General features: G+C 44.7%; 22 protein-coding genes. 17 read left to right on the top strand and 5 right to left on the bottom strand.

Translation table 11 applies throughout. From position 1 onward, the window contains the following. The first annotated feature begins 181 nt into the window (after window positions 1-181). The 3 genes from nfo to AB4249_RS03965 all read left to right on the top strand — a co-directional run bounded on the left by nfo (window position 182) and on the right by AB4249_RS03965 (window position 2,806). On the top strand, window positions 182-1,090 hold the full coding sequence (nfo, locus tag AB4249_RS03975) for a deoxyribonuclease IV (protein ID WP_102319761.1): 909 nt from the start codon (window positions 182-184) through the stop codon (window positions 1,088-1,090). Window positions 1,091-1,487: 397 nt separating this feature from the next. Then, window positions 1,488-2,168, top strand: a complete 681-nt coding sequence (ung, locus tag AB4249_RS03970; RefSeq protein WP_102428207.1) for a uracil-DNA glycosylase — start codon at window positions 1,488-1,490, stop codon at window positions 2,166-2,168. Between the two features lie 86 nt (window positions 2,169-2,254). Continuing rightward, window positions 2,255-2,806, top strand: coding sequence for a hemerythrin domain-containing protein (locus AB4249_RS03965; protein ID WP_017070073.1), 552 nt, complete (start codon window positions 2,255-2,257; stop codon window positions 2,804-2,806). 151 nt (window positions 2,807-2,957) lie between these two features. Here AB4249_RS03965 and AB4249_RS03960 read toward each other — a convergent pair whose 3' ends face one another. Beyond that, window positions 2,958-3,146 (bottom strand): DUF3545 family protein, encoded by a 189-nt coding sequence (locus AB4249_RS03960; RefSeq protein WP_017059319.1) that lies wholly within the window; start codon window positions 3,144-3,146, stop codon window positions 2,958-2,960. Between the two features lie 709 nt (window positions 3,147-3,855). Between AB4249_RS03960 and AB4249_RS03955 the strand changes: the two genes are divergently transcribed. Together AB4249_RS03955 and yaaA are read left to right on the top strand one after the other, a co-directional pair. Further along, on the top strand, window positions 3,856-5,283 hold the full coding sequence (locus tag AB4249_RS03955) for a sodium:alanine symporter family protein (RefSeq protein ID WP_032545312.1): 1,428 nt from the start codon (window positions 3,856-3,858) through the stop codon (window positions 5,281-5,283). 208 nt (window positions 5,284-5,491) lie between these two features. Further along, window positions 5,492-6,268, top strand: coding sequence for a peroxide stress protein YaaA (gene yaaA, locus AB4249_RS03950; RefSeq protein ID WP_017059322.1), 777 nt, complete (start codon window positions 5,492-5,494; stop codon window positions 6,266-6,268). 115 nt (window positions 6,269-6,383) lie between these two features. Here the strand turns inward: yaaA and srmB are convergent, their stop codons facing one another. Both srmB and AB4249_RS03940 read right to left on the bottom strand, forming a co-directional pair. Then, the gene (gene srmB / locus AB4249_RS03945) at window positions 6,384-7,649 is read right to left on the bottom strand and encodes an ATP-dependent RNA helicase SrmB (protein WP_372102346.1); all 1,266 of its coding nucleotides are present in this window, start codon (window positions 7,647-7,649) and stop codon (window positions 6,384-6,386) included. Between the two features lie 107 nt (window positions 7,650-7,756). Continuing rightward, entirely contained in the window at window positions 7,757-8,485 is a 729-nt protein-coding gene (locus AB4249_RS03940; RefSeq protein WP_372102344.1) for a tRNA1(Val) (adenine(37)-N6)-methyltransferase, read from the bottom strand. Between the two features lie 314 nt (window positions 8,486-8,799). Between AB4249_RS03940 and brnQ the strand changes: the two genes are divergently transcribed. Continuing rightward, window positions 8,800-10,113: a branched-chain amino acid transport system II carrier protein gene (brnQ, locus tag AB4249_RS03935; RefSeq protein ID WP_017059325.1), complete on the top strand. Its 1,314-nt coding sequence runs from the start codon at window positions 8,800-8,802 to the stop codon at window positions 10,111-10,113. 146 nt (window positions 10,114-10,259) lie between these two features. Here brnQ and fldB read toward each other — a convergent pair whose 3' ends face one another. Next, entirely contained in the window at window positions 10,260-10,781 is a 522-nt protein-coding gene (gene fldB, locus AB4249_RS03930; protein WP_017062875.1) for a flavodoxin FldB, read from the bottom strand. Window positions 10,782-10,931: 150 nt separating this feature from the next. Between fldB and xerD the strand changes: the two genes are divergently transcribed. The 8 genes from xerD (at window position 10,932) to AB4249_RS03890 (ending at window position 20,385) form a co-directional block, all read left to right on the top strand. Further along, window positions 10,932-11,846, top strand: a complete 915-nt coding sequence (xerD, locus tag AB4249_RS03925; RefSeq protein ID WP_017059327.1) for a site-specific tyrosine recombinase XerD — start codon at window positions 10,932-10,934, stop codon at window positions 11,844-11,846. Window positions 11,847-11,872: 26 nt separating this feature from the next. Further along, complete coding sequence (locus AB4249_RS03920; protein ID WP_017062874.1) at window positions 11,873-12,652, top strand: thioredoxin fold domain-containing protein; 780 nt, start codon at window positions 11,873-11,875, stop codon at window positions 12,650-12,652. An 80-nt stretch (window positions 12,653-12,732) separates the two neighbouring features. Further along, window positions 12,733-14,469, top strand: a complete 1,737-nt coding sequence (recJ, locus tag AB4249_RS03915; protein ID WP_017059329.1) for a single-stranded-DNA-specific exonuclease RecJ — start codon at window positions 12,733-12,735, stop codon at window positions 14,467-14,469. Window positions 14,470-14,704: 235 nt separating this feature from the next. Continuing rightward, a protein-coding gene (prfB, locus tag AB4249_RS03910; RefSeq protein WP_100208942.1) for a peptide chain release factor 2 occupies window positions 14,705-15,803 on the top strand; the annotation gives its coding sequence in 2 pieces (ribosomal slippage) (window positions 14,705-14,779 and window positions 14,781-15,803; 1,098 coding nt in all). Window positions 15,804-15,901: 98 nt separating this feature from the next. Further along, window positions 15,902-17,434 (top strand): lysine--tRNA ligase, encoded by a 1,533-nt coding sequence (gene lysS / locus AB4249_RS03905; protein ID WP_017059330.1) that lies wholly within the window; start codon window positions 15,902-15,904, stop codon window positions 17,432-17,434. Window positions 17,435-17,705: 271 nt separating this feature from the next. Further along, window positions 17,706-19,040, top strand: a complete 1,335-nt coding sequence (vpsR, locus tag AB4249_RS03900; protein ID WP_017062873.1) for a cyclic-di-GMP-binding transcriptional regulator VpsR — start codon at window positions 17,706-17,708, stop codon at window positions 19,038-19,040. A 567-nt stretch (window positions 19,041-19,607) separates the two neighbouring features. Continuing rightward, a complete protein-coding gene (locus AB4249_RS03895) occupies window positions 19,608-19,859 on the top strand; it encodes a hypothetical protein (RefSeq protein WP_004735015.1) in 252 nt (83 codons plus the stop codon). 214 nt (window positions 19,860-20,073) lie between these two features. Continuing rightward, window positions 20,074-20,385, top strand: coding sequence for a DUF6482 family protein (locus AB4249_RS03890; RefSeq protein WP_004735016.1), 312 nt, complete (start codon window positions 20,074-20,076; stop codon window positions 20,383-20,385). Between the two features lie 68 nt (window positions 20,386-20,453). On the opposite strand, the gene mutH is transcribed toward AB4249_RS03890, so the two are convergent. Beyond that, window positions 20,454-21,119 carry a DNA mismatch repair endonuclease MutH gene (gene mutH, locus AB4249_RS03885; protein WP_102332791.1) on the bottom strand — a complete coding sequence of 222 codons (666 nt, stop codon included), beginning with the start codon at window positions 21,117-21,119 and terminating at the stop codon, window positions 20,454-20,456. Between the two features lie 616 nt (window positions 21,120-21,735). Between mutH and rppH the strand changes: the two genes are divergently transcribed. Genes rppH through AB4249_RS03870 form a run of 3 tightly spaced genes read left to right on the top strand, consistent with a single transcriptional unit; the run spans window position 21,736 to window position 25,306 of the window. Continuing rightward, window positions 21,736-22,254, top strand: a complete 519-nt coding sequence (gene rppH, locus AB4249_RS03880; RefSeq protein WP_017059335.1) for an RNA pyrophosphohydrolase — start codon at window positions 21,736-21,738, stop codon at window positions 22,252-22,254. Between the two features lie 2 nt (window positions 22,255-22,256). Next, window positions 22,257-24,506, top strand: coding sequence for a phosphoenolpyruvate--protein phosphotransferase (ptsP, locus tag AB4249_RS03875; RefSeq protein WP_372102342.1), 2,250 nt, complete (start codon window positions 22,257-22,259; stop codon window positions 24,504-24,506). An 8-nt stretch (window positions 24,507-24,514) separates the two neighbouring features. Then, window positions 24,515-25,306 (top strand): sulfite exporter TauE/SafE family protein, encoded by a 792-nt coding sequence (locus AB4249_RS03870; protein ID WP_017059337.1) that lies wholly within the window; start codon window positions 24,515-24,517, stop codon window positions 25,304-25,306. The last annotated feature ends 7 nt before the right edge of the window (window positions 25,307-25,313 follow it).

Genomic DNA, 25,313 nt, shown 5'->3' with positions numbered 1-25,313 from the left:
ATTATATTGAGGTAAATCAATAAAACCTTTGAAAACAAAGTAATTACAAAATATTTTAAAGTATAAAAAATATTTAACAGCCATATTTGTTGTAAGTTTACTACATTTGTTGTGTTTTTATTGAACTACAACCGATACGACCCTTTATTTATTAAGCATTCTGAAAGTGTAAAGTGATTTAATGACAAACAATAATTCATCCTCAAAACCGGAAACAAATATTAAGTTTATTGGCGCTCATGTGTCGGCTGCTGGTGGTGTTGATCAGGCGCCTATGCGTGCACGTGAAATAGGTGCCAATGCGTTTGCACTGTTTACCAAGAACCAGAGACAGTGGGCGGCAAAACCACTAGAAGCGAAAACCATTAGTGCCTTTAAAGCCAATTGCAAAATGTTGGGCTACGGTGCTGAGCACATTCTTCCTCATGACTCCTACCTGATTAACCTAGGAGCGCCAGAAGAAGAGAAGCTAGAGAAATCACGCGCGGCTTTTATTGATGAAATGGAGCGTTGTAATCAACTTGGACTAACGCTTTTGAATTTTCATCCTGGGAGTCATTTAAAGAAAATCTCAGAAAGCGAATGTTTGGCGAAGATCGCTGAATCGATCAACCTAGCTCATCAAGCGGTACCTGACGTAATCGCAGTGATCGAGAATACGTCTGGGCAGGGCACTAATCTGGGTTGGAAGTTTGAACATCTAGCCGAGATTATCGAGCAGGTAGAAGATAAGTCACGTGTGGGTGTGTGCTTAGACACCTGCCATACGTTTACTGCTGGCTATGACTTACGTACAAAAGAGGCGTGTGAGCATACTTTTGCTGAGTTCGACCGCATCGTGGGTATGCACTATCTAAGAGCAATGCACATCAATGATTCAAAAGCTGAGTTCGCGAGCCGAGTCGATCGACACCATTCTTTAGGAAAAGGCGAAATTGGCTGGGATTGTTTTGAGTATATTGCCTCTGATTCTCGCTTTAATGGTATCCCTCTTATCTTGGAAACCATTGATTCGACGATCTGGAAAGAGGAAATTCAACAACTTAGAATGTTTCATCGCTCAGCAACGCTAGCGAGCGAACAAGCGTAATAATAGAGGGGGAAATTTATTTCCGTCTATTTCTAAAAATTGGCACCTTTCTTTCATAGTATTAAAGTGAATATGTAGTTCACGATGTCTTAGAGGAGGTGCTTTTATGTATTCAATCACCCAAACTTCAACTATTGCTGTCGCACGCCGTTTACCTACACCAAACCGTCACGTGCATAACCACGGCCACCATCGTACACAGCAGAAAAGTGGTTAATCGAGATAAGCACAACTTGAACTGATTATTATGATTCATCAACAAGTGAACCCTACACATCATGTTTATTGATAGCTGTATGAGGTATAACTAGAGCCTTATTTAGGACAGTTAGCCGATACAGCTATTTTTTTGTCTGGCGAAAGCCGCTAGAAACCTTGATGATTGGGAAGTAAAACGATGAGCGCACCAAAGACTTGGGAATCCATTATTAATGATGAACGTGATAAAGAGTACTTTCAGAGTGTCCTCGCGTTTGTTGAACAGCAACGTAATAGTGGTAAAACCGTCTACCCGCCACAAGAACAGGTGTTCAGTGCCTTTGATATGACGCCTTTCGAATCCGTGCGAGTGGTTATCTTAGGGCAAGATCCTTATCACGGTGCTAACCAAGCTCACGGCTTAGCATTCTCAGTGCTTCCTGGTGTGAAAATCCCACCTTCTCTACGCAATATGTACAAAGAGCTTGCACAAGATATAGAGGGCTTTGAGATTCCTAGTCATGGTTATCTCGATTCTTGGGCATCGCAAGGGGTGTTGATGTTGAACACAGTCCTTACAGTCGAAGAGGCAAAAGCACACTCACATGCTAAGTGTGGCTGGGAAACCTTTACCGATGCCATTATTGCTGAGCTCAATCAGCGCTCTGAACCGATCATCTTTTTGTTGTGGGGCGCACACGCCCAGAAGAAAGGTCAAGCGATTGATGACGACAAGCATCATGTGTTGGTTGCACCTCACCCATCGCCATTATCGGCACGCCGTGGATTCTTCGGTTGTCAGCATTTCTCTACAACCAACAAGCTGCTTTCTTCTATGGATCAACAACCTATTGACTGGCGTTTACCAACAGAAGTGTAGGTTGGTGGTTTTCTGAGCAGGGTCAAATCATAAATCAGCATATTCGTATACACTTATAAATAGTAGGTGTAATGGAGTGCAATACTATGATGATTGAAAGGATAAGACGAGAGCATGGCTATATGGCTCGTTTACTCGCGATACTCAACAGTAAGTTAGAGTTTCTGAAACAGGAGCGAGAAATAAACTATAGCCTGATCGCAGAGGTGGTTCATTACCTTATGAACCATTCAGACAAAGTGCATCACCCTAAAGAAGACGTCATTTATCGCTACTATCTTAAGCAATATGGCAGCGAGCAAGCGATTGAAGACTTGGAGTTAGAGCATCAATTGCTTTCTGAGAAAACGGCGGACTTTTTAGGTTTGGTCGATATGATCCTTCAAGATGCGGTGGTTCCTCAGCAAGTCTTTATTGAGCAGCTTGAAGCGTTTGTTAAGGCTCAGCGAAAGCACATGGAATATGAAGAGAAGCATGTGCTACCCATGATTGTTGAGGCGTTCACGGTGAAAGATTGGCAAGAAGTGGAGTCTCAATGGCTTCAACCGGAAGATGACCCTGTTTTTGGAGAGACCATCGCCGATCAATATCGCCAACTCGCGGCTCGGGTTCGACAAAATGAACAAGAGTGTGTTTAGCCCGTTGTAATGTTGAGGTGCACCTATTTTAGGTGTCCTCTATATTAGAGGGTTGGTTTCCAAATGGCGCTTTGAGCGGATTAACTACCTCAAAAAATAAAAAAGGCACCTATATAGGTGCCTTTTGCTATCTGATTTCTTATCGTGCTGATTAAAGTTTTATATCGTCAAGGCTAAAATCAAGACCTAGGTTCATCTCTCTCAGCTCTTTCTCAAGCTGCCTACGATCGTTGATGGCTTCGATTTCACGCCACTTACGCTTGAGTGGTTTCGAGCGTGATTTTTGAGTTACACGAGGCATTTCTAGTTCTGATACTTCATCGAATTGAAAGCTATCCATAAGCCATATCTCCTTCCGTGGGACTAGTTCTTACGAACCAATAAATATCATATTTAGGTTCACAATAACTTTGATTTGTTTCTCATTTGTTTCAAATCCATGAAGCTTTTGTTCTATTTTCTTATGCATGCTCACACATTGTGATAATTATTATGTATAAAAAATAGGCAAACAAACCTAAGTAAACGATTAAATTGGGGGTTATTGAATGTTAATTCATTGTGCGAATGGAATAGCGTTTTGACTACAATGCATTGAAGTGCACATGGTACCGTGCGGTATAGGGATCTCATTGGCCTAGAAAAAAACGAAGATCTTCACTATACCTTGTAAAACCTAGGCTGACGTCATTTTTATAGGATGGTGTTCTTGTTGGGGTAGTGCCGTGGCTGTTGTTGATATTATGTCCCGATAATGTGACTTTTATTGGGCTGCATTGTTGAAAGTTGTGTTAACAAAAGGTGTGTTATTAGTGAAATGTCATTTTAATATAAGTGTATTTGCATATTGATTTTTAGGCCGTCTCGCTGCATTATCCGCCCGTCAAAAAATACACTGATACGTAAAATGGATGCATGAAGCGACATTTACAGTCTCAATCGCCGCAAGAATATAACAAGAGTGCCGACACAACATTGACAGAGGCATAGGCGATTAAGAGGAAGGCTAGGAAGCATGATCGGTGCTTAAACTCAATTACGAGGTTCACGTGACAGACTTAATCAATTTGATGAACGATCTCCTTTGGGGATCTATCTTAGTTTACTTACTGGTTGGTGTGGGTATCTACTTCACTGTACGACTAGGCTTCATTCAATTCCGCCATTTCGGCCACATGTTCTCTGTTCTTAGAAACAGCCGTAAAGCAGACAGTGCTGGTATCTCTTCTTTCCAAGCTCTTTGTACTAGTCTCGCTGCTCGTGTAGGTACGGGTAACATGGCAGGTGTTGCTGTAGCACTAACCGCTGGTGGCCCTGGTGCTATCTTCTGGATGTGGCTAATCGCAATGCTAGGTATGGCAACATCGTTTGCAGAAAGCACACTGGCACAGCTATACAAAACGCGTGATAACGACGGTAACTACCGCGGCGGCCCTGCATACTACATGGAGAAAGGCCTAGGCATGCGTTGGATGGGGGTTCTATTCTCTATCTTCCTCATCATTGCATTTGGTCTTGTATTCAACGCGGTTCAAGCGAACGCGATTGCAAGCGCAATGAATACGGCATTCGACCTTGAGCGTAGCTACGTTGGTGTTGGTATCGTAATCATCTCTGCGTTCGTTATCTTCGGTGGTATCCGTAAGATTGCACGCACAGCAGAAATCATCGTTCCAATCATGGCATTGGCTTACCTAGCGATCGCTATGTACGTGATGTTCGCGAACATCGAGAAAGTGCCTGAAGTACTGGCTCTTATCTTCAAGAGTGCATTCGGTCTGCAAGAAGCAGCAGCGGGTGGCCTAGGTTACGCAATCGCACAAGCGATGATTAACGGCATCAAACGTGGTTTGTTCTCGAACGAAGCGGGTATGGGTTCTGCGCCAAACGCAGCAGCTTCTGCTACGCCTTACCCACCGCACCCAGCATCACAAGGTTACGTGCAAATGCTAGGCGTGTTCATGGATACCATTGTTATCTGTTCAGCAACAGTCGCAATCATCCTGATGTCTGGTGAGTATGTACCACACGGTGAAGTAACGGGTATCGAACTAACGCAACGTGCACTAACAGCACAAGTGGGCGAATGGGGCGGCATTTTTGTAGCGGTAGCGATTTTCTTCTTCGCTTTCACTTCAATCATTGCAAACTACTCGTACGCTGAAACGAACCTTATCTTCCTTGAGCACAACAACAAGAAGGGCCTAGTGCTGTTCCGTATCGTTGTTCTGGGTATGGTTATGTTCGGTTCTCTAGCGACGTTACCAACGGTATGGGCACTGGCTGACGTATCGATGGGCCTAATGGCGATTGTTAACTTGGTGGCGATTATCCTGCTATCAGGTATCGTGATTAAGCTAGCGAAAGACTACAACCGCCAACTAGACGCGGGTAAAGTACCAACATTCGATTCGAATGACTTCCCAGAGCTTAAGTCTCAGCTGGAAGACGGTATTTGGGACAACAACAAGAAGTAATCTTGTTGGAGCGATAAACGGCTCATCCTAAAGTGATTAGAAAGGCTAAGGTTTCGACCTTAGCCTTTTTGTTTGCCTGTCATTTGTCTCATTCTGTCTATCGAAGCTCATTCTCCCTATCGAAGTAATAGGAAGAGTCATAAAGACAAGTTGATGTTTTTTCTATACTCTAGCAGCATCCAGTTAGATAACCGATTAGGGTAAAGTTATGTTAGTTGTCGTTTCTCCAGCCAAAACACTTGATTACGAATCACCATTAGCGACGGAACGCTTTAGTCAGCCTGAGTTTGTTGAACACTCTGCTGAGCTGATTGAAGAGTGCCGCAAACTGACGCCAGTAGATATTTCTGCACTGATGAAAGTCAGCGATAAAATCGCAGGGTTGAACGTAGCGCGCTTTGAGCAGTGGAGCGAGACCTTTACCCAAGACAACGCACGCCAAGCAATCCTAGCCTTTAAAGGCGATGTATACACTGGCCTAGACGCTGAAACGCTATCGGATGAAGATTTTGACTACGCACAAGACCACCTGCGCATGCTTTCTGGGTTATATGGCTTGCTTAAGCCATTAGATTTGATGCAGCCATACCGCCTAGAGATGGGTACACGCTTAGCCAATGCTCGTGGTACTAACTTGTACCAGTTCTGGGGCAACATAATCACAGACAAGCTGAATGAAGCGTTGAATGCTCAAGGCGACAATGTGTTGATCAACTTGGCGTCTAACGAATACTTTAAAGCCGTGAAGCCGAAGAACTTGGATGGCCAAGTGATTACCCCTGTATTCAAAGACTGCAAGAACGGTCAGTACAAGGTGATCAGTTTCTACGCGAAGAAAGCGCGTGGCATGATGGCTCGCTACATCATCGAGAACAAGATCGACTCGGTTGAGGCGCTGACCCAGTTTGATACGGCGGGCTATTACTTCGTTGAAGAAGAGTCGAACGCGAAAGAGCTTGTCTTTAAGCGCGAAGAGCAAAACTAGTAGTCCTTGGCTAACGAGTAGCTCTCGGTTTTAGCCTGATAACAGACCAGATAGAGAAAAGCCCCATGCAGCGAACTGCATGGGGCTTTTTTATTGAATCGTTGAAGCTGGTAGATTACTTCTTCTTTGCTGCTTTCTTTTTCTTCGCGATTTTTTTCTTCTTCGCGATTTTTTGTTTCTCTACCGCTTTCTTATCTTCTTTCTTCGGCTTCTTCTTCTTAGTCACGGCCGCTTTCTTATGCGTAGGGCGCATGCCTTCAATAAAGCGTTCTTTGATTGGTTCGTCTGTGTAACGAGCCACACGCTCAATCATTAGTTGATCGTGCGCTTCAATGATAGAAACCGCGTTACCTTTTTTACCAGCACGAGCAGTACGGCCAATACGGTGTAGGTATACGTCAGCAGTACGTGGCATGTCGTAGTTGATTACGTGGCTTACGTCTGGAAGGTCGATACCACGAGCAGCAACGTCAGTCGCTAGTAGTACGTTTACAGAGCCGTCACGGAAACGAGCAATCGCGTTGTTACGACGATCTTGAGGCATTTCACCTTGGATCCACGCACATGGAATTTGCGCGCTTTCAAGTTGAGCTCGTAGATCACCTAGACGATCACGCGTCTTCAAGAATACGATGCTGCGCTCAGCTTGCACTGTGATGACGTGCTTTAGGATGTTCAGCTTGTGCTCTGCTGTGTCTGCACGGTGGTACCACTGAGTGATCTTCTTACGCTCACGAAGTGATGATTTCGCATCGATCTCCGCTGGGTTTTTCAGTAGATCTTCAGTGAAGCCTTCAATGCCTTTACCTTCTAGCGTTGCTGAGAACAGTAAAGTTTGTTTACGCCAGCGACACTCTGCAGACAGACGGTCAACAACAGGACCAAAGCCCATGTCTAGCATGCGGTCGGCTTCATCTAGAACCAGCCATTCAATCGCACGACAGTCAAAACGCTCGCCTTCAATGTATTCCATCAAACGGCCAGGTGTTGCTACTACGATATCTTGAGTGGTACTTAAGATATCTGCGTGCTCTTGGTACATCACACCGCCCGTGATCGTGAAGATATTTAGGCTGGTGTATTTAGCAAGCTCACGTGCTTGTTCGGTGATCTGCATTGCTAGCTCACGCGTTGGCGTCAGGATAAGTATACGTGCAGGGCCAGATTTCTTACGTGGGAAATCCAGTAGGTATTGCAGTGCTGGCAATACAAATGATGCTGTTTTACCAGTACCTGTTGGCGCAGAAGCCAAAACGTCTCTTCCATCTAACGCTTGTGGGATTGCTTCAGCTTGTATCTGTGTTGGACGTTCGTAGCCCATTTCGTCAATTGCTTTAAGCAGCTCTTGGTTTAGATCGAGTTCTGCAAAGGTTCTGATCACTGTTGTTTCTCCACAAGCAATAAATGTTTCTGCCTCAAAAAGCAGACGATAAAAAAGAGTAGTCGGACATTATAGAAGCATTAGTGATTAGGATCACATGGTATTTGCTACATCTTGAGATAAAAATCTTTAGTGAGCGCAATAAATGCTTCGCTATAACCACCTTGATGGTGAATTGTAAGCGATTCGCGCTGCAAATCTTGCTCGCAAGCAGGATCTTTAGATAACTCGAATAAAATTCGGCTAGCTGGCTTTTTATTTGTTGTTTTTACATCAAGGCGTTTTGCTAGATACCAACCACATTGCTCGGCAAGCTTGATAAAACCTTCCCCCTCAGGCGTCGGTAGGATGAAACTGGCAGTCGCGGCGTCGGTTGTTATCTCGAAACAACGCTGGGCAAGCGCTAAATGATCCAAGCTGTCGGTGTGCCTAGCGGTGGCTCTTTGGCTTTGCTGCGCCTGTTCTCCAGAGTTGAAGTAGGGCGGGTTACAGATGATCGCATCAAACCTTTGTGGAAAGTCGGCTGTCAACACGCTGCCGTGATGAAGGGAGATGCGATCTTGCCAAGGCGACTGCTCAATATTGACTGTGGCAGCATTAATGGCGTGTTGATCAATATCTATCGCAGAGATTGAAGCATCTTCAAAACGCTGCGCAGCCATCAAAGCCAGCAGACCTGTCCCTGTTCCAATATCGAGTACACATGATCTTTGTGGCAGGCTTACCCACGCGCCAAGTAATACGCCATCGGTACTGACGGGCATGCCACTTTGTCCTCCGTAAATAGAGAATTTTTTGAAATTGAAGCTTTTGGTTTCGGTTTTTTTGTCTTTCATGAATGTTCTGGATATCGATATATTTTAAGTGATTAGCTCTAATGTTAATTAATTGTATGGCTCAATGTTCTATTTGAGAATTCATTGTTGTTAATTATGGTTAGTTTATAATTATGGCAATATTTCCATATCTAGTGGAATCCACTGCTTTTTGTTCTCAAATGCAAATTTATATGGTGTTTTTGTGTGGTGGCTTGCAGCTAGCCAGTTGTTTCGTCATTATGCGCGACTATTTTATAGATTGATTGGCAGCTTTGAGCTGTAACATTCATGTAAGCACAACATAAATTCATAAATATAATTAAGGATTATCTGTGAAACAGAGTCTAAAACTAACAGATATAATGGCATTGGGCTTTATGCTTTTTGCGTTTTTCTTGGGTGCGGGTAACATCATCTTCCCACCTCTAGCTGGCCAATTAGCTGGTGATCACTTCCTTCCAGCGATGTCTGGTTTTCTGCTGACTGCCGTTGGTCTGCCGTTAATCACTATCGTCGCGGTCGCAGTGGCTGGTGGCTCTTGGGGTCACTTAACTAAAGATCTTCCTAAGAAAGCAGCAACCATCATGGCTGTACTGATCTTTATCATTATCGGTCCTGCATTTGCTGCACCGCGTACTGGCCTTGTTGCCTATGAGATGGCGGTGAAACCGTTCTTCATCGATGCCTCTCAAGCTCACCTAACTCTCTTTTCGATTGCATTTTTTGCAGTAGCGATGTTCTTCTCATGGTCGCAAGGTAAGCTTATTGACGTCATTGGTAAGGTGCTAACACCTGCACTGTTCGTTGGTTTGGTTGTGCTGGCGATTGCTGTATTCGTTAACCCTCAAGGCGATATTCTTGCGGCTCACGGTGAGTACATCACTCAACCACTAACCAAAGGTTTCCTTGAAGGCTACAACACCATGGATACTTTTGCTTCTTTGATGTTTGGTATGCTGATTGTTGATGCGATTCGTAGCAAGGGCATTACTGACCGTGCAGCGACGACTAAGTACCTAATTAGCGCGGGTTGTATTGCCGCAGCGGGTCTGGCGTTTGTTTACATCTCTCTATTTTTCCTAGGCGCAACAAGTGCAACAGTCGCAGCTGGTGCAGACAATGGCGGTGCTATTTTAAGCCTATACGTTCAATCGTTGTTTGGTCCTTCTGGTCAGCTAGTGCTTTCTGTGATCGTACTATTAGCATGTCTAACTACGGCGATTGGCCTTGTGTCAGCATGTTCTGATTACTTCAGCTCGCTAACGCCTCTGTCTTACAAGACTTGGGTAATCATCAATGGTGTAGCTTGTGCAACCGTTGCGAACGTTGGTCTTTCTCAACTGATTTCTCTGTCTGTTCCAGTACTGTTTGCACTGTACCCAGTCGCTATCGCGTTGGTTGCTCTGACATTCTTACGTAGCCGTTTCCCTAATCCAAAAGCGGCTTACCGCGTAGTGGTATTAGTGTCACTGCTGTTTGCTCTTATTGATGGCGCTAAAGTAGCGGGTGTAGACGTGTCTGCACTTAAGATGCTGCCACTGTTTGAGATCGGTATGGGTTGGTTGCTTCCAACAACGGCTGCAATCATCTGTATGTTCTTTGTTGGCAAGTCAACAGAACAAGAGATGGCTGAAGAGACTGTTTAATCTTCCGTTGAGATTAGATTGTCCTTCGAGATGAAATAGAAAAGGCCTCATTACTTCGCAGTAATGAGGCCTTTTTGTATTCTGTGGTCTTTTTATATCCAGCTAGTTACTTGGTTAGCTACTTAGCCGGGAGTACTTCTGTTTGGTTATAGCTTTTCGCTGTACTCAACCAGTACTTGCTCAACCCAGCTTGCGATACGGTCGTCGCTTAGCTCGTATTGTGAATCTTCATCAAGCGCCAAACCAACGAATTGAGATTTGTCTTCGGTTAACGCTTTAGACGCTTCGAACTCGTAGCTGTCATCGTTTGGCCAGAAGCCAACAAACTCTGCACCCGCGGTTTTCAGTTCATCATGCAATAGACCCATCGCATCTAGGAACCATTCGCCGTAGCCTTCTTGGTCACCCAAACCAAACAGAGCCACAACCTTGCCTTTCATAGGCGTGGTTGCGATGTCTTCCCACAGTTCATTCCAATCTTCTTGGATTTCACCGAAGTCCCAAGTCGAGATGCCCAGCAATAAAAGGTCGTAGTCCGCCATCAATGAAAGAGGGCTTTCTTTCACGTTATGGATATCAACTAGGTCTTCACCAATAATGCCGCGAATTTTCTCTGCTGCCATTTCTGTGTAGCAGGTGGTTGAGCCGTAAAATAATCCAATTTTCATAGCAAACGTTCGATTTTAATTTCAGATGGCGAATTCTAACCATAAATCGACTTCGATTGCAGCGATTATCCGCTCAAGTCGTAATTTTTATGGCATTCATATTTGCTCTGGCATACTCTCAAAACAGTTTCCAATATTGTGAGTAACACTATGCAGTCGCCTCAAGGGCAGAGCGCAGACCACGGTCTCGTTGAGCAGTTTTTAGATGCTATGTGGATGGAGCGAGGATTATCGGAGAATACGCTTGTCTCGTACCGTACCGATTTGTCCAAGTTATTAGCGTGGATGGAAAAGAACAATTACCGCCTCGACTTCATTAGCCTTTCAGGTTTACAGGATTATCAAGGCTGGTTAGCCGACGCCGATTTTAAGCAGACCTCTCGTGCCCGTATGTTGTCGGCGATTCGTCGCTTGTTCCAATATTTGCACCGCGAGAAAATCAGAGGCGATGATCCAAGTGCCTTGTTGATCAGCCCGAAGCTGCCGCAACGCTTGCCGAAAGATTTGAGCGAAGAGCAGGTTGATGCTTTGCTCGATGCGCCAGATCCGAACGATCCGATTGAGCTTCGCGATAAGGCGATGCTTGAGTTACTCTATGCAACCGGTTTGCGTGTGACAGAACTGGTTAGCTTGACGATGGAAAACATCAGCCTAAGACAGGGCGTGGTGCGTGTTATTGGTAAGGGTGGCAAAGAGCGCTTAGTACCAATGGGCGAAAATGCGGTGGATTGGATAGAGACTTTTATTGAACAAGGTCGTCCACATCTACTTGGCGAAAACAGTTCTGATGTGGTTTTTCCGAGTAAACGCGCCAAGCAAATGACCCGTCAGACGTTCTGGTATCGTATTAAGCACTACTCGGTCGTCGCTGGGATCGATACAGAGCTGTTGTCACCACACGTATTGAGACACGCTTTTGCGACGCATTTACTGAACTATGGCGCAGATCTCAGGGTCGTACAGATGTTACTTGGGCATAGTGACTTATCGACAACCCAAATTTATACTCACGTGGCGACTGAAAGGCTGAAGCAAATTCACGCGCAGCATCACCCACGTGCTTAAATCCATTTATTTTTAAGGTGAACTTAATGAGCGTATTACGCCGTCTTCCTCTACTAGCGCTTCCTCTTATGATTACTGCATGTAATGCATCAGAAGCGAAAGTAGAAACAACATCAACAGCCGTAGAAGCTGCTCCAGCTCAAGCTATTGATACAGCTGCGTTAACTAAGCGTTTTGAAAAAATCGGTATTAAGGTCGATAAGATTGTGCCTTCGGATATCGATGGTCTTTTAGAAGTTCAAACCAACAGCGGCATTATCTTTTCTTCTCCAGAGGGCGATCACTTTCTAGCCGGCACTCTTTACTCTTTGGATGAAAACGGAAAGTTCAGTGATGTTTTGGCTGAGCGTCAAGCTCCGCTGAATGCTGAAAAAGTGGCAGCGATGTCGGATACGGTTATTGAATACAAAGCCGATAACGAAAAGTATGTTGTGACGGTATTTACTGACATTACGTGCGGCTACTGTGTTCGTCTGCACAGCCAAATGCAAGGCTACAACGATTTGGGTATCACCGTTCGTTACATGGCTTACCCACGCCAAGGTGCGACAGGGCAAGTTGCCGATCAAATGGCAGCAATCTGGGCGTCAGATGATCCAAAAACAGCGATGCATGACGCTAAAGTAAATCGTCAAATGCCAGCGTCTGGTAAAGACCTAGCAGAGCAGAAGCAGATCATTGCTAAACAATACCAATTGGGTCGTGAGCTTGGCATCAATGGTACACCGGCTATCGTACTAGCAAGTGGTGAGTTGGTGAGTGGTTACTTGCCGCCAGCACAACTTCTTCAACGTTTAGAGCAATAATCTCGTTTTCTGTATTGCCAATTTATCCCCCATGTTTTTGATTTAAGGAGTGGCCTGATTGATATCGGGCCCATTTTTATATGATAGAGATCCAACGCCGTCCTGAGGTCGACATTTCAGTCTTACCTGCTCACTTACCTGACTTGTTAAAGCGCATTTATGTGAGTCGTGGAATCGACAGTGCCGACCAACTAGAGACAGCAGCGAAAGGCTTGCACTCTTATCAAAAACTGGGCGGCATTGATGCTGCGGTTGAGCTGTTGTTCAAAGCTATTCAGCAGCAAAAACGCATCATCATTGTTGGTGACTTTGATGCCGATGGCGCGACCAGCTCGGCGCTGTCTGTTTTAGCGTTACGTATGCTCGGCAGCTCTAACGTCGACTATCTGGTACCAAACCGTTTTGAAGATGGTTATGGCTTGAGCCCTGAGGTTGTTGAACAGGCAATCGAGCTTGGTGCTGAAGTGATCATGACGGTCGACAACGGTGTATCTTCAATTGAAGGTGTTCGCTTTGCTAAAGAGAAAGGGCTAGAGGTTCTGGTTACCGATCATCACTTGCCGGGCAATGAACTGCCAATGGTCGATGCTATGGTTAACCCAAACCTTGAAAGTTGTGCTTTTCCTTCGAAAGCCCTAGCGGGGGTTGGTGTCGCTTTTTACCTGATGATGGCATTGTGTGTTCACATGCGTAAATTGGGTTGGTTTGCAGAGCGCGGCATGACAGAACCTAAGTTGATGGAACTGATTGACCTTGTGGCGCTGGGTACGGTTGCCGACGTGGTTCCACTCGATGAAAACAACCGAATTTTAGTTCATCAAGGTTTGCAACGTATTCGTGCGGGTAAAGCTCGTCCGGGCATTCAAGCCTTGATCGAAATTGCTAAGCGAGACGCTAAGCGTTTGGTGGCGTCTGACTTTGGCTTTGCTCTTGGTCCTCGTATCAATGCAGCTGGTCGATTAGACGACATGTCTTTTGGTGTTGAGCTGCTAATGAGTAACAACATCCATGCGGCTCGTCGAATGGCGAGTGAGTTAGATGGCTTGAACCAAACACGTAAAGAGATCGAAGAGGGTATGAAGCAAGAAGCGATGGCTTTTTGTGAGCGCCTTGAATTTGGTAAAGACGACCTACCTTCTGGCTTAGCCCTGTTCCAACGTGATTGGCACCAAGGTGTGATTGGTATTTTGGCTTCGCGTATCAAAGACAAATACCACCGCCCAGTGATTGCGTTTGCAGATGGCGGCGAAGGCAGTATCAAAGGTTCATGTCGTTCAATTCCGGGTCTGCACATGCGTGATGCATTGGACCGAATTGATACTCAAAACCCTGGCTTGATTCTTAAATTTGGTGGCCACGCAATGGCGGCCGGTTTAACCATCATGGAAAAGGACTTTGAACGCTTCAGCAAGCTGTTCAATGATGTGGTGAAGAATGAACTTGGAGAAACAGCACTGAAGGGCATTATCTTGTCTGATGGTGAGCTGTTACCAGAAGAGTTCTCGATGCACACCGCTGAAACGCTGCGTTCAGGTGGCCCGTGGGGACAAGCTTTCCCTGAGCCAATCTTCGATGGTGAGTTTAAAGTGCTGCACCAAAAGCTGGTGGGTGAAAAGCACCTTAAGCTGATGCTTGAGCCGCTCTACAAAGGCCACCCAACCAATGTGATGATTGACGGTATTGCCTTTAACGTCGACCTACGTCGCTGGCCTGATGCATCAGTAAAAACCGTTCATCTTGCATTTAAGCTCGATATCAACGAATTTCGCGGCAACCAATCGTTGCAGCTGATGATTGATCATATCGAAGCCAAATAGTGATTTTGGGCTCAATAATGCTCATCATATAGTGCCAAATTCAACAAGCTCTGTTCAAAAACAGGGCTTGTTTTCCTTCCTGCCCTTACAAAATTTACGTGTTTTTTATGCCTGTCAATTTTATATCCCATTAAGTTGTTGAATCTTGGTTCACCACTCTAAAAAATTCTGTATCTCCGTCACACTTTTGAGTACAATTCTTCGGTTAAATTCTACTCATAAATGATGAGCTAAAATGTTTGAAATCAATCCTATAAAAAACCGTCTGCAGGATGTGTCTGAGCGCACAAATATCCTGAGGGGGTATCTTTGACTATGACGCTAAGAAAGAGCGTCTAGAAGAAGTAAACGCAGAATTAGAACAACCGGATGTATGGAACGAACCTGAGCGTGCTCAAGCGCTAGGTAAAGAACGTTCTGCATTGGAAGCGGTAGTAGAAACGATCGACCAACTTGACCAAGGTGTTGAGGATGTTGATGGCCTATTAGAGCTTGCGGTTGAAGAAGAAGATCAAGAAACGTTCGATGAAATTGAACCAGAACTGGCCGAGCTTGAAGCTAAGCTAGAGAAGCTGGAATTCCGTCGTATGTTCTCTGGTGATCACGATGCATCAGATTGCTACATCGATTTACAGTCAGGTTCGGGCGGTACAGAAGCTCAAGACTGGACTTCAATGATGTTGCGCATGTACTTACGTTGGGCAGATTCGAAAGGCTTCAAGACTGAAGTTATCGAAGTGTCGGATGGTGATGTTGCTGGCCTTAAAGGCGCAACGGTACGTATTTCTGGTGAGTATGCTTACGGTTGGTTACGCACAGAGACTGGTGTTCACCGTCTAGTTCGTAAGTCACCATTTGATTCAAGTGGTCGTCGTCATACTTCATTTGCATCTGCGTTTATCTATCCTGAGATTGATGACAACATTACGATCGACATTAATCCTTCTGACCTACGTATTGACGTATACCGTGCCTCTGGCGCTGGTGGTCAGCACGTAAACACCACGGAATCAGCGGTACGTATTACTCACGTTCCGACTAACACTGTGGTTCAGTGTCAGAATGACCGTTCGCAGCATAAGAACAAAGATCAAGCGATGAAGCAGCTACGTGCTAAGCTTTTTGAACTTGAGATTCAAAAACAAAATGCTGAAAAACAAGCGAGCGAAGAGACGAAATCAGACATCGGTTGGGGCAGTCAAATCCGCTCTTACGTGCTGGATGATTCTCGTATCAAAGATTTACGCACCGGCATCGAAAACCGTAATACTCAAGCGGTTCTTGACGGTGACTTAGACAAGTTTATTGAAGCTAGCCTGAAATCAGGTCTGTAAGCTTTATCAACTATTAAGCTTTACCAATAATATTGGTAAAAATGCCTATATTTACAAAAATATAGCGGTCCAAATTTTAAAAGCAGGGTACATCTCTAATGACTGATGCTGTTCAAAACGAAAACGCACAAGAAGCTTCTTCACCTGAAGAGAACAAACTAATCGCTGAGCGCCGCAGCAAGCTGGATCACATCCGCCAAAACTGCAAAGCTAACGGTCACCCAAATGACTTCCGTCGTGAGCACCTAGCTGGCGATCTTCAAGCGGAATTCGGTGAGAAGACTAAGGAAGAGCTAGAAGAGCTTAACCACATCGTTGCGATCGCTGGTCGTGTTATGGCGAAGCGTGGTCCATTCCTTGCGATTCAAGAAACTTCTGGTCGTATCCAAGCATACGCAGCGAAAGACGTTCAAAAAGTACTGAAAGAGAAGTACCAAGGCCTAGATATCGGTGACATCATCGGTGTTAAAGGTGCGCTTCACAAATCAGGTAAAGGCGACCTTTACGTGAACATGGAAGAGTTTGAATTGCTGACTAAAGCACTTCGTCCTCTACCAGAGAAGTTCCACGGTCTAACTGACCAAGAGATGCGTTACCGTCAGCGTTACGTTGACCTAATCGTGAACGAAGATTCTCGTAATGCATTCATCGTGCGTTCTAAGCTTGTATCTTCAATCCGTAACTTCATGAGCGCGAAAGGCTACCTAGAAGTTGAAACGCCAATGATGCACGTGATCCCGGGTGGCGCAACTGCACGTCCGTTCATCACTCATCACAATGCACTAGACATCGACATGTACCTACGTGTTGCACCAGAGCTTTACCTTAAGCGTCTAGTGGTGGGTGGTTTTGACCGTGTATTCGAGATCAACCGTAACTTCCGTAACGAAGGTCTATCTCCACGTCACAACCCAGAATTCACAATGATGGAATTCTACCAAGCGTACTCTGACTACAAAGACCTTATGGATCTGACAGAAGAGATGCTAAGCACGGCAGCAATGGACGTTCTTGGTTCTACTTCTATGCCTTACGGTGACGAAACGGTTGAGTTCGGTGGCACTTACGCTCGCATGAGCATGTTCGATGCAATCAAACACTACAACCCTGAGCACGCTGAGATTCAAGCGCTAACAGAAGCAGACCTACAAGACCGTGAAAAGATGGTTGCTATCGCAAAATCTGTACACGTAGACGTAGAAACGTTCTGGACATGTGGTCAGCTTCTAGAAGAGATCTTTGGTGAAACGGCTGAGCCTCAGCTAATTCAACCAACGTTCATCACTGGCTACCCAGCGGACATCTCTCCTCTAGCTCGTCGTAGCGATGACAACCCGTTCTTCACAGACCGTTTTGAGTTCTTCATCGGTGGCCGTGAAGTTGCGAATGGTTTCTCTGAGCTTAACGATGCACAAGACCAAGACGAGCGTTTCAAAGCGCAAGTTAACGCGAAAGACGCGGGTGATGACGAAGCGATGTACTACGATGCAGACTACATTACTGCACTAGAGCACGGCCTACCGCCAACAGCGGGTCAAGGTATCGGTATCGACCGTCTAGCAATGCTATTTACAAACACGCACACAATCCGTGACGTGATCTTGTTCCCGGCAATGCGTCCACAGGCGTAATTCTCGCTTATAGGGCGTAACAGCCTATGTAATTAAAAAGCCACCTTCGGGTGGCTTTTTCTGTTTTGGGGCTTCAAAACCTAGTCTGTACCGCACTCTTGATTCGAAAAATCGTTATTTCTGACATAGTCTTACTATTGAGACATAAAATCTAAGATAGTCTCACTACTATACGTCTCTGCGCTGAATACGCTCTCGCGGCATTTTGTCGAACGATGAAGCAGTGACTCGTATTAGTCTGATTTAAATAAAAATAGAATAAGGAAGAAGGATGGGAACTCAATTTAAGATGGATTCCTTACCAGGTTCTCTTATCGTCGTTGGTGGTGCGTACGAACCCTGGTTATCAGTGTTAGAACAAGTGGGTTGGCAGTGTACCCAGTGTGCAGATTTACGAAAAGCCGATGCCTTGATTGCTGATATTGGCCCATGTATTGGTATTGTCGATCTTAGTCATGATGAGTTCAGTCTCAACGGTATTGCTAACCTTGTGAGCAATAACAAGCAGGTGAGATGGCTCGCCTTTATCCGTGAATCTCAATTAAGCTCTGATACGATCTGCCAGTTTATCGTCAACTTCTGTATCGACTTTTTCACGGCACCAATCCCAGATGCTCAATTGCTGAGTACCATTGGTCACCAACTGGGTATGCTTAAGCTTGAGCAGAAGGTATGGCCAAACTACGGCATCAATAACAACATGGGACTGCTAGGCGATTCTGTGGCCGTGAAGCGCTTGAGAGACCAAGTAAAGCGTATTGGGCCGACTGATGTCAGTATCTTGATTTATGGCGAGAGTGGGGCTGGTAAAGAGACGATTGCACGCTCGATTCATCAAAATTCGTCGCGAGCACAGAAACCATTTTTAACGGTTAACTGTCGTGCCTTGTCTGAAATGAGAATAGAGGCCGAGGTGTTTGGCATATCAGCACAGTCAGCGACTGCGCCTTGTATGTTGGAAGAAGCCGATGGCGGAACCATCTTGCTTAATGATGTTTTAGCGATGCCACGCAATCAACAACTGAACCTGTTGCGCTTTCTACAAGAAGGTAAGATTGAAACTGCGAATGGACCTAAATCTGTCGATGTGCGTATTCTGGCCGCGAACTCCTCTGATATCGAGAAGGCGTTGATCGAGGGCGACTTCAATGAAGAGCTTTATCACTATATCAATGTTCTGCGTATTCATGTTCCAAGCTTAAAAGAACGTGTGAGCGATATTTCAGTACTGGCGAATCATTTTCTGCGTGAGTACTCGAAAGAGTTTAATGCTCAAGCGAAGAGCTTCTCAGACGATGCTATCCGTTCGATGAATCGATACCATTGGCCTGGAAATGTGCGTGAGCTGATGAATCAGATTAAGCGTGTTGTGTTGATGTCTGATGCTGTGATCATTGAGGATCACCAACTGGATTTACCAAAACAGAATGATGAACGCCGAAGCTTGAAGAGTATTCGAGAGCGCTCAGAGCGCGATGCGTTACTGATTGTATTGGAATCTTACGGTGGTCAGGTTTCATTGGCGGCTAAGGAGCTCGGTGTATCACGAGCGACGATGTACCGCTTGCTGAATAAACACAGCCTAATCTCTGAAGGTGTTGTTTAGACTCTTCTCTACATGACTTTATTCAGTCACCGTAAATTAAAGGCCACGTATCTACGTGGCTTTTTTGTTTCTGAAGGGTAGTCCGTTGTTTTCTAGTTAGACCCTAAGAGAGATATGCTGTGATTTTATATAATCATAGTGAATATGTTATATGTAAATGAATATGCAACTAATATTTCAGGCGAATGCATTGTTTTAAAAATGTTAATCAATTAGCGGTTGAATAATATACTCACTTGGTTAGACTTTAACCGTTAAAGCAACGATTTAACAAAGACTTGTCTGCTTTTACTTCCCCATTTTTTTTGGATTTTTTAGTTAGCTTGGAGGCGCAAATGAAACATTTCGATTTTATACAGCATATTTGCGCGTCGTTTGATCCGTGTACTGACATGGTGACTGATATGTCACTCACATCAGCCATAGCCGATCGAAACACCCAAGATAAACCTAACTAATAGATCCGTATCCTTATTTGGCTGCGGAAAAATAGCAGCTAAGTGAGAAGCCCTCATACTATTTAACACGCTATTTTTCCTCAGTTTATTTTACAACTGGAGAGTTATTATGCGTCACTCAGTATACTTAAAACTAGCAACAGTCCTTATCCGTGCAGACCTTCGTCGTGAAGAACGTGAATGGCAACGAAAAGTTCGTCGTAGTTCATACGATCTACCATGGAACAATACTCATTTATTGAGAGATATTGGCCTTGAAGCCGATGGTCGACCAATTGGTTTTTCTGAACCTGAAGTCGTTACGATTGAACGTCGAGTTCGTCACCTTCGTCGAGTCTTAAGCGCGCGAATACCGACGTAATCTTGTGGGGTGATAGCGCCTTTCACCCCTTAAGATAAATATCAGCGATAGTTGTGGCGTCGGAAGTGCAAGCTTTTGAACTAGAACTGGCCAAAAAAGAGAAGCACTTGCTTCTCTTTTTTGCTTTTTTAAGCCGTTATGTGTGCTTTTTTAAGTCGTTATCTAGTAAAGAAAAAGAGTTCTACTACGCTTTATAGAGCAAGGGAGGCTGGCTATGCAAAAGCATCAATTAGACATGTGGTTACATGGAGAGCACAAAGACTCGTATCAAACACCAAAGGTATACGTTATTGGCTGTTCCGATATCTCGGAATATCTATTAGCAGTGGAATATAAACACAAGCTAGAACCGGTAAAGCAAGACGGTGAGCCGCTTCACTTTGGATCCTTGGATCAAGTGAAAGAAGAGTTACTCCGGCTCGGCTTTGAAAAGGCGTATCTTCGCTTACACAACGCCTATGATGAGTTTGGTAATGAGCCAAGCCAAAGCTACTGTGATATTGAACTGGCGCTCAAACCTCATTAGAACTCGTTTCTTACTACCGACGGTTGATAACACACTGATCATCCTATCTTTGAAGTGCGTTAAGCGACCTATGCGTAGTGTGTCGTCAGCAATTTGTGGGTGAATTGAGTTCTTAGGTAAAAACCACGCGGTTTAGTCTTGATGGGCTTTCCACTTGCACCGTAGGCTTCCGTTAACACTCGGCTGTTGGCGGCTTTTGGTCGTAGATGCAGCGCTTCACCGTGCCTTGCTGTTATTTGTTCAACATTGCCTAACACGATCAATTCCATCAGTTCTTCCCAATCCCTTTTTAGAAGCTCGTTTTCAGCCTCGCTTGGTGTCCATAGCAAAGGGGATCCTACATGCCTCTCTGCTAGCGGGATCTCTCTTTCTCCCTCGACAGGGATCCACAACACCTTAGACAGCTTGTTTCGAACGTGGCTGGTTTCCCAAGTTATGCCTTGCACACCCATCAAAGGAGCAACACACACAAAGGTGGTTTCGAGTGGCTTGCCAGAGTAGCTAATCGGAATGCTTTTTAGCTCGATACCGAGCTTGGCAAAATCTTGTTCTGGCTTACTGCCTGCAGGTGCACCCAAGTGCCATTCCAATAGCTGCCCAACCCAGCCTTTATCACGCTTAAGGTCGTTTGGCATCACCATCTCAGCTTCGTCAGCGAGCTCTTTAAAGGTCATTCCGGCGATGGCATACGCGCGCTCTAACAGCTCTTGTTGTGTTTGTGGTTCTGGTTTCATAATAAAAGGCATGATCAAAAAAATGATTTTATCAGAAGTTATCACCAAATGACGACTGGTTAAGAAATGATCTCCTTGCGAGAAAAGGGATCAAACTCAGGGTTATCCACAGGACATAAAGGTAATTAATTGAAATATTAATTTAGTGGATAAATAAACAGGGGTTTATGGTGGATAAAATGCTTGCCAAATGGGGTTCAAAATGAATCTTTCACTTAGTAGTGTGGATAAACATCGGAGTGGTTGATCTTTAACCATGTCAGGTTTCTGAAAGATCTTTTACATTTCTAATGTTTTTTAAAACTAGAATGTTATTTTAATTTACTGATTTATATAATAATAAAATTATTTTGACTGATTTGTTGTTTTTGGTGTTGATGAATCTATGGATTAAAAAAAACGATTGCGGGTAATTCTTCACATAGTTATTCACAGAAAAGGTGAATAAATGTGGTCTATGTCTCACTATTGTGTGGGTAACTAGAATTTGAGCAAAACTTATCCATATTCCTAGTTATTATTCATAAATATAGCGCTTATCACGTCACTAAGTTTGCTCCGATTGGGGATATGTGGAAAAATCAGAGTAATTAAAAATTTAGATAGAGGTTGGCCAGTGATAGATGGCGATGGTTACCGATTAAATGTTGGTATTGTAATCTGTAACAACCATGGTCAGGTCTTCTGGGCTAAACGATACGGGCAACATTCATGGCAATTCCCTCAAGGGGGAATAGATGAAGGTGAGACTCCGGAACAGGCAATGTACCGCGAGTTGTATGAAGAGGTTGGCCTTACTAAAAAGGATGTAAAGATCGTCGCGACAAGTCGTCATTGGTTACGCTACAAGCTACCCAAACGACTGGTTCGGTGGGATTCTAAACCTGTCTGTATTGGACAAAAACAGAAGTGGTTCCTTTTGCGCTTAGATTGCGATGAATCGCATATCAATATGCAGCGTGGAAGTACACCTGAGTTTGATGGTTGGCGTTGGGTGAGTTACTGGTACCCAGTTCGACAAGTTGTTTCTTTCAAGCGAGATGTTTACCGTCGAGCGATGAAAGAGTTCGCATCTTTAGCAATGCCGTTTAAAGAGCGAAAAATAAAAGGAAAGCGCAAATTGCGTAGAGGTTAAGCATGCTCAGTCAACTAAGGGAAATAGTTGAACACGTATCAAGAGTTGAAGATGTGTCGACGGCTCTTGATATTTTGGTTAAAGAGACATGCAGTGCGATGCAGACGGAATGTTGCACCGTGTATTTGGCAAATAATGATATGCAGCGCCTTGAGTTGATGGCAACTCAAGGCCTGATCTTCAAAGGCAATAGCATTCACATTGGTTTTGACGAAGGTCTGGTTGGCCTTGTTAAAAGAAGTGCTGAACCTATCAACCTTGCACAAGCGTCTGCTCACCCTGCTTATAAGTTTTTTCCAGAGCTTGGAGAAAACGTCTATCACTCTTTTCTCGGTACTCCGATTATCCACCGCAAGCAAGTGCTCGGTGTATTGGTCATTCAACAGAAGACCCCACGTTTATTTAGTGAGATGGAAGAATCCTTCCTTGTCACGCTCTCTGCACAACTTGCCGTTATTGTGGCGCACGCCCAAACTCAAGGCCATTGGCTGTTAGAGCAACAGAAGCTACCGGCTACTAAAGGTATTGCAGCTTCATCGGGCGTGGCGATTGGTGACTTATGGTGGGACAACACTCAGCCTGAACTCACCGATGTTTATCCTGCTTCGACGCTCAATATAGAGAGAGAGCATGAGTTGTTGGCGGTAGCGGTTGAAAACGCCCTCAATGACTTTAAGCGCATGCGAAAGCGCTTAGATAGCGAAATCAATAAAGATGCGTTGGCGATCTTTGACCTGTTTACTCACTTACTCAACGATCCTATGCTGCGTAAGGATCTAAAAAGCCAAATCCAGAAAGGCGATAAAGCCGATTGGGCATTAAGGCAGGTTGTTGAGAGTTACTCGAATCGCTTTGCTCGTATGTCAGACGTGTACCTTCGTGAGAGGGCACAAGACATCCGAGAGCTTGGTCAAAGATTGCTCTATTTTCTTCACAATTCTGAACATGAACTTCGCACGCTAGATAAGCCAATTATTTTGGTGGTTCGAGAGCTAACGGCTTCGGTATTGGCCTCTATTCCCAAAGAAAAACTTTTAGCGGTTATTTCTTTGGAAGGGGCGGCGAACTCACATGCCGCGATTTTATCTCGAGCTTTGGGTATTCCTTCTGTTATGGGGGTTAACCTAAATCTTGCTCAAGCTAATGGTAAGCAAGCGATTGTTGACGGGTATAGTGGCGAGATCTTTATTGAGCCGACTCAAAACCTGCTCAAAGAATATCAAGGGCTGATTCTAGAAGAGAGTGAGCTCTCCTCTATGGTCAATCGCGAGCTGTACCTACCGGCAAAAACGCAAGACAACAAGCAAGTCGAGATTCTGCTTAATGCGGGTTTAAGTGCAGACACTAACATCGCTATCAACCAAGGCGTTGATGGCGTAGGGCTGTATCGAACTGAAATTTCTTTCTTGTTGCAGCAAAGATTCCCGTCAGAGGATGAACAATTCAAGCAGTATCGTTCTGTACTGGCAAGCTACCCAGAGAAACAAGTGGTGATGCGTACACTCGATATCGGTGGTGATAAGGCCTTACCGTATTTTCCTATCGAAGAGGACAATCCATTCCTTGGTTGGCGTGGTATTCGGTTTACGCTCGATCATCCTGACATCTTTATTATTCAGTTACGTGCCATGCTACGTGCGAGCTGTGAAAGCCATAACTTGAGTATTTTGCTGCCGATGATCTCTGGTGCACAGGAGTTGGATGACGCGCTACAGTTGATTGAACAAGCGTATGATGAAGTGCATGAGCTTGATAACCGAGTGCGTATGCCTCGCGTTGGTATCATGATTGAAGTGCCATCCATGCTGTACATACTGCCGCTGATTGCGCATAAGGTCGACTTTGTTTCAGTCGGTACCAACGACTTAACCCAATATTTATTAGCGGTTGATCGGAACAATTCACGAGTATCCGATGTCTATGAATCAATGCACCCTGCGGTGATCATGGTATTAAAACAAATTCATGATACTTGTAAGCAATATCAATTACCTGTTTGTATTTGTGGCGAGTTAGCCGGTGACCCGATGGGCGCGCTGCTATTGATTGGATTGGGGTATGAGACGTTAAGTATGAATACCTCGAATGTCGCAAGAACCAAATATTTGATTCGTCAATCGAACTTGGCTGAATTACAGGATTTGGCAAATAAGGCACTTTCAAAACCGTATGGTAGTGACATCTATAGTATGATGCTGAACTATTTCGAAGAGCGTGAATTTACAGGCTTCATTCGAGCAGGTAAAAAATAGGATTTAACGTGTCATATGAACTGATAGGCTTGTTAGCGGGCCTTGGTGCTATTGTTGGTGTTTTAGCAGGCTTGCTAGGCATTGGTGGTGGTTTGCTGGTTGTTCCTGCCTTACTGTTTTTGCTTCCTAAAGCGGGTATCCCCCAAGAGTTTGCGATGCAAATGGCATTGGCTACTTCGCTATCAACCATCATCGTTACGTCGGGATCGTCTGCGATTAACCATCTAAAGTTGGGTAACGTAGAGATGTTTGTCGTTAAATGGTTGATGCCAGGTGTGGTGATAGGTGGCTTCCTCGGCTCTTTCGTGGCCGATGTAATTCCAGCTCAATACTTACCAAAAGTCTTTGGTGTGATTGTTTTGGTGTTGGCGTTGCAAATGCTATTGTCGATTCGCTCCAAGAGCCAAAAATCGATGCCGGGTTCAGCTAAAACCGTGTTGTGTGGCGGCGGGATTGGTTTGGTATCAAGCTTAGCGGGCATTGGCGGTGGGTCTTTATCGGTACCTTTCCTTAACCATCACGGTGTGGAAATGCGTAAAGCCGTCGGCTCATCTTCGGTATGCGGTTGTGTTATCGCGATTTCGGGAATGCTAGGTTTCATTTGGCATGGATCTTCTGTCGATGATCTTCCTGCGTATAGCTTGGGTTATGTTTATCTACCGGCTTTGATCGCGATATCTTGTACCTCAGTTTTGACCACTCGAGTGGGTGCGAAACTGGCCACTCAATTGCCAACCCCTGTGCTGAAGAAATTCTTTGCGGTATTTTTAATGTTTATAGCAGCCACAATGCTGCTGTAGTGTCTTT

The organism is Vibrio sp. 10N.261.55.F4 (assembly GCF_041470465.1).
Classification (GTDB): domain Bacteria; phylum Pseudomonadota; class Gammaproteobacteria; order Enterobacterales; family Vibrionaceae; genus Vibrio; species Vibrio crassostreae_C.
Note: the sequence above shows the minus strand (reverse complement) of the source record. Positions and strands in the feature narration are given on the sequence as shown.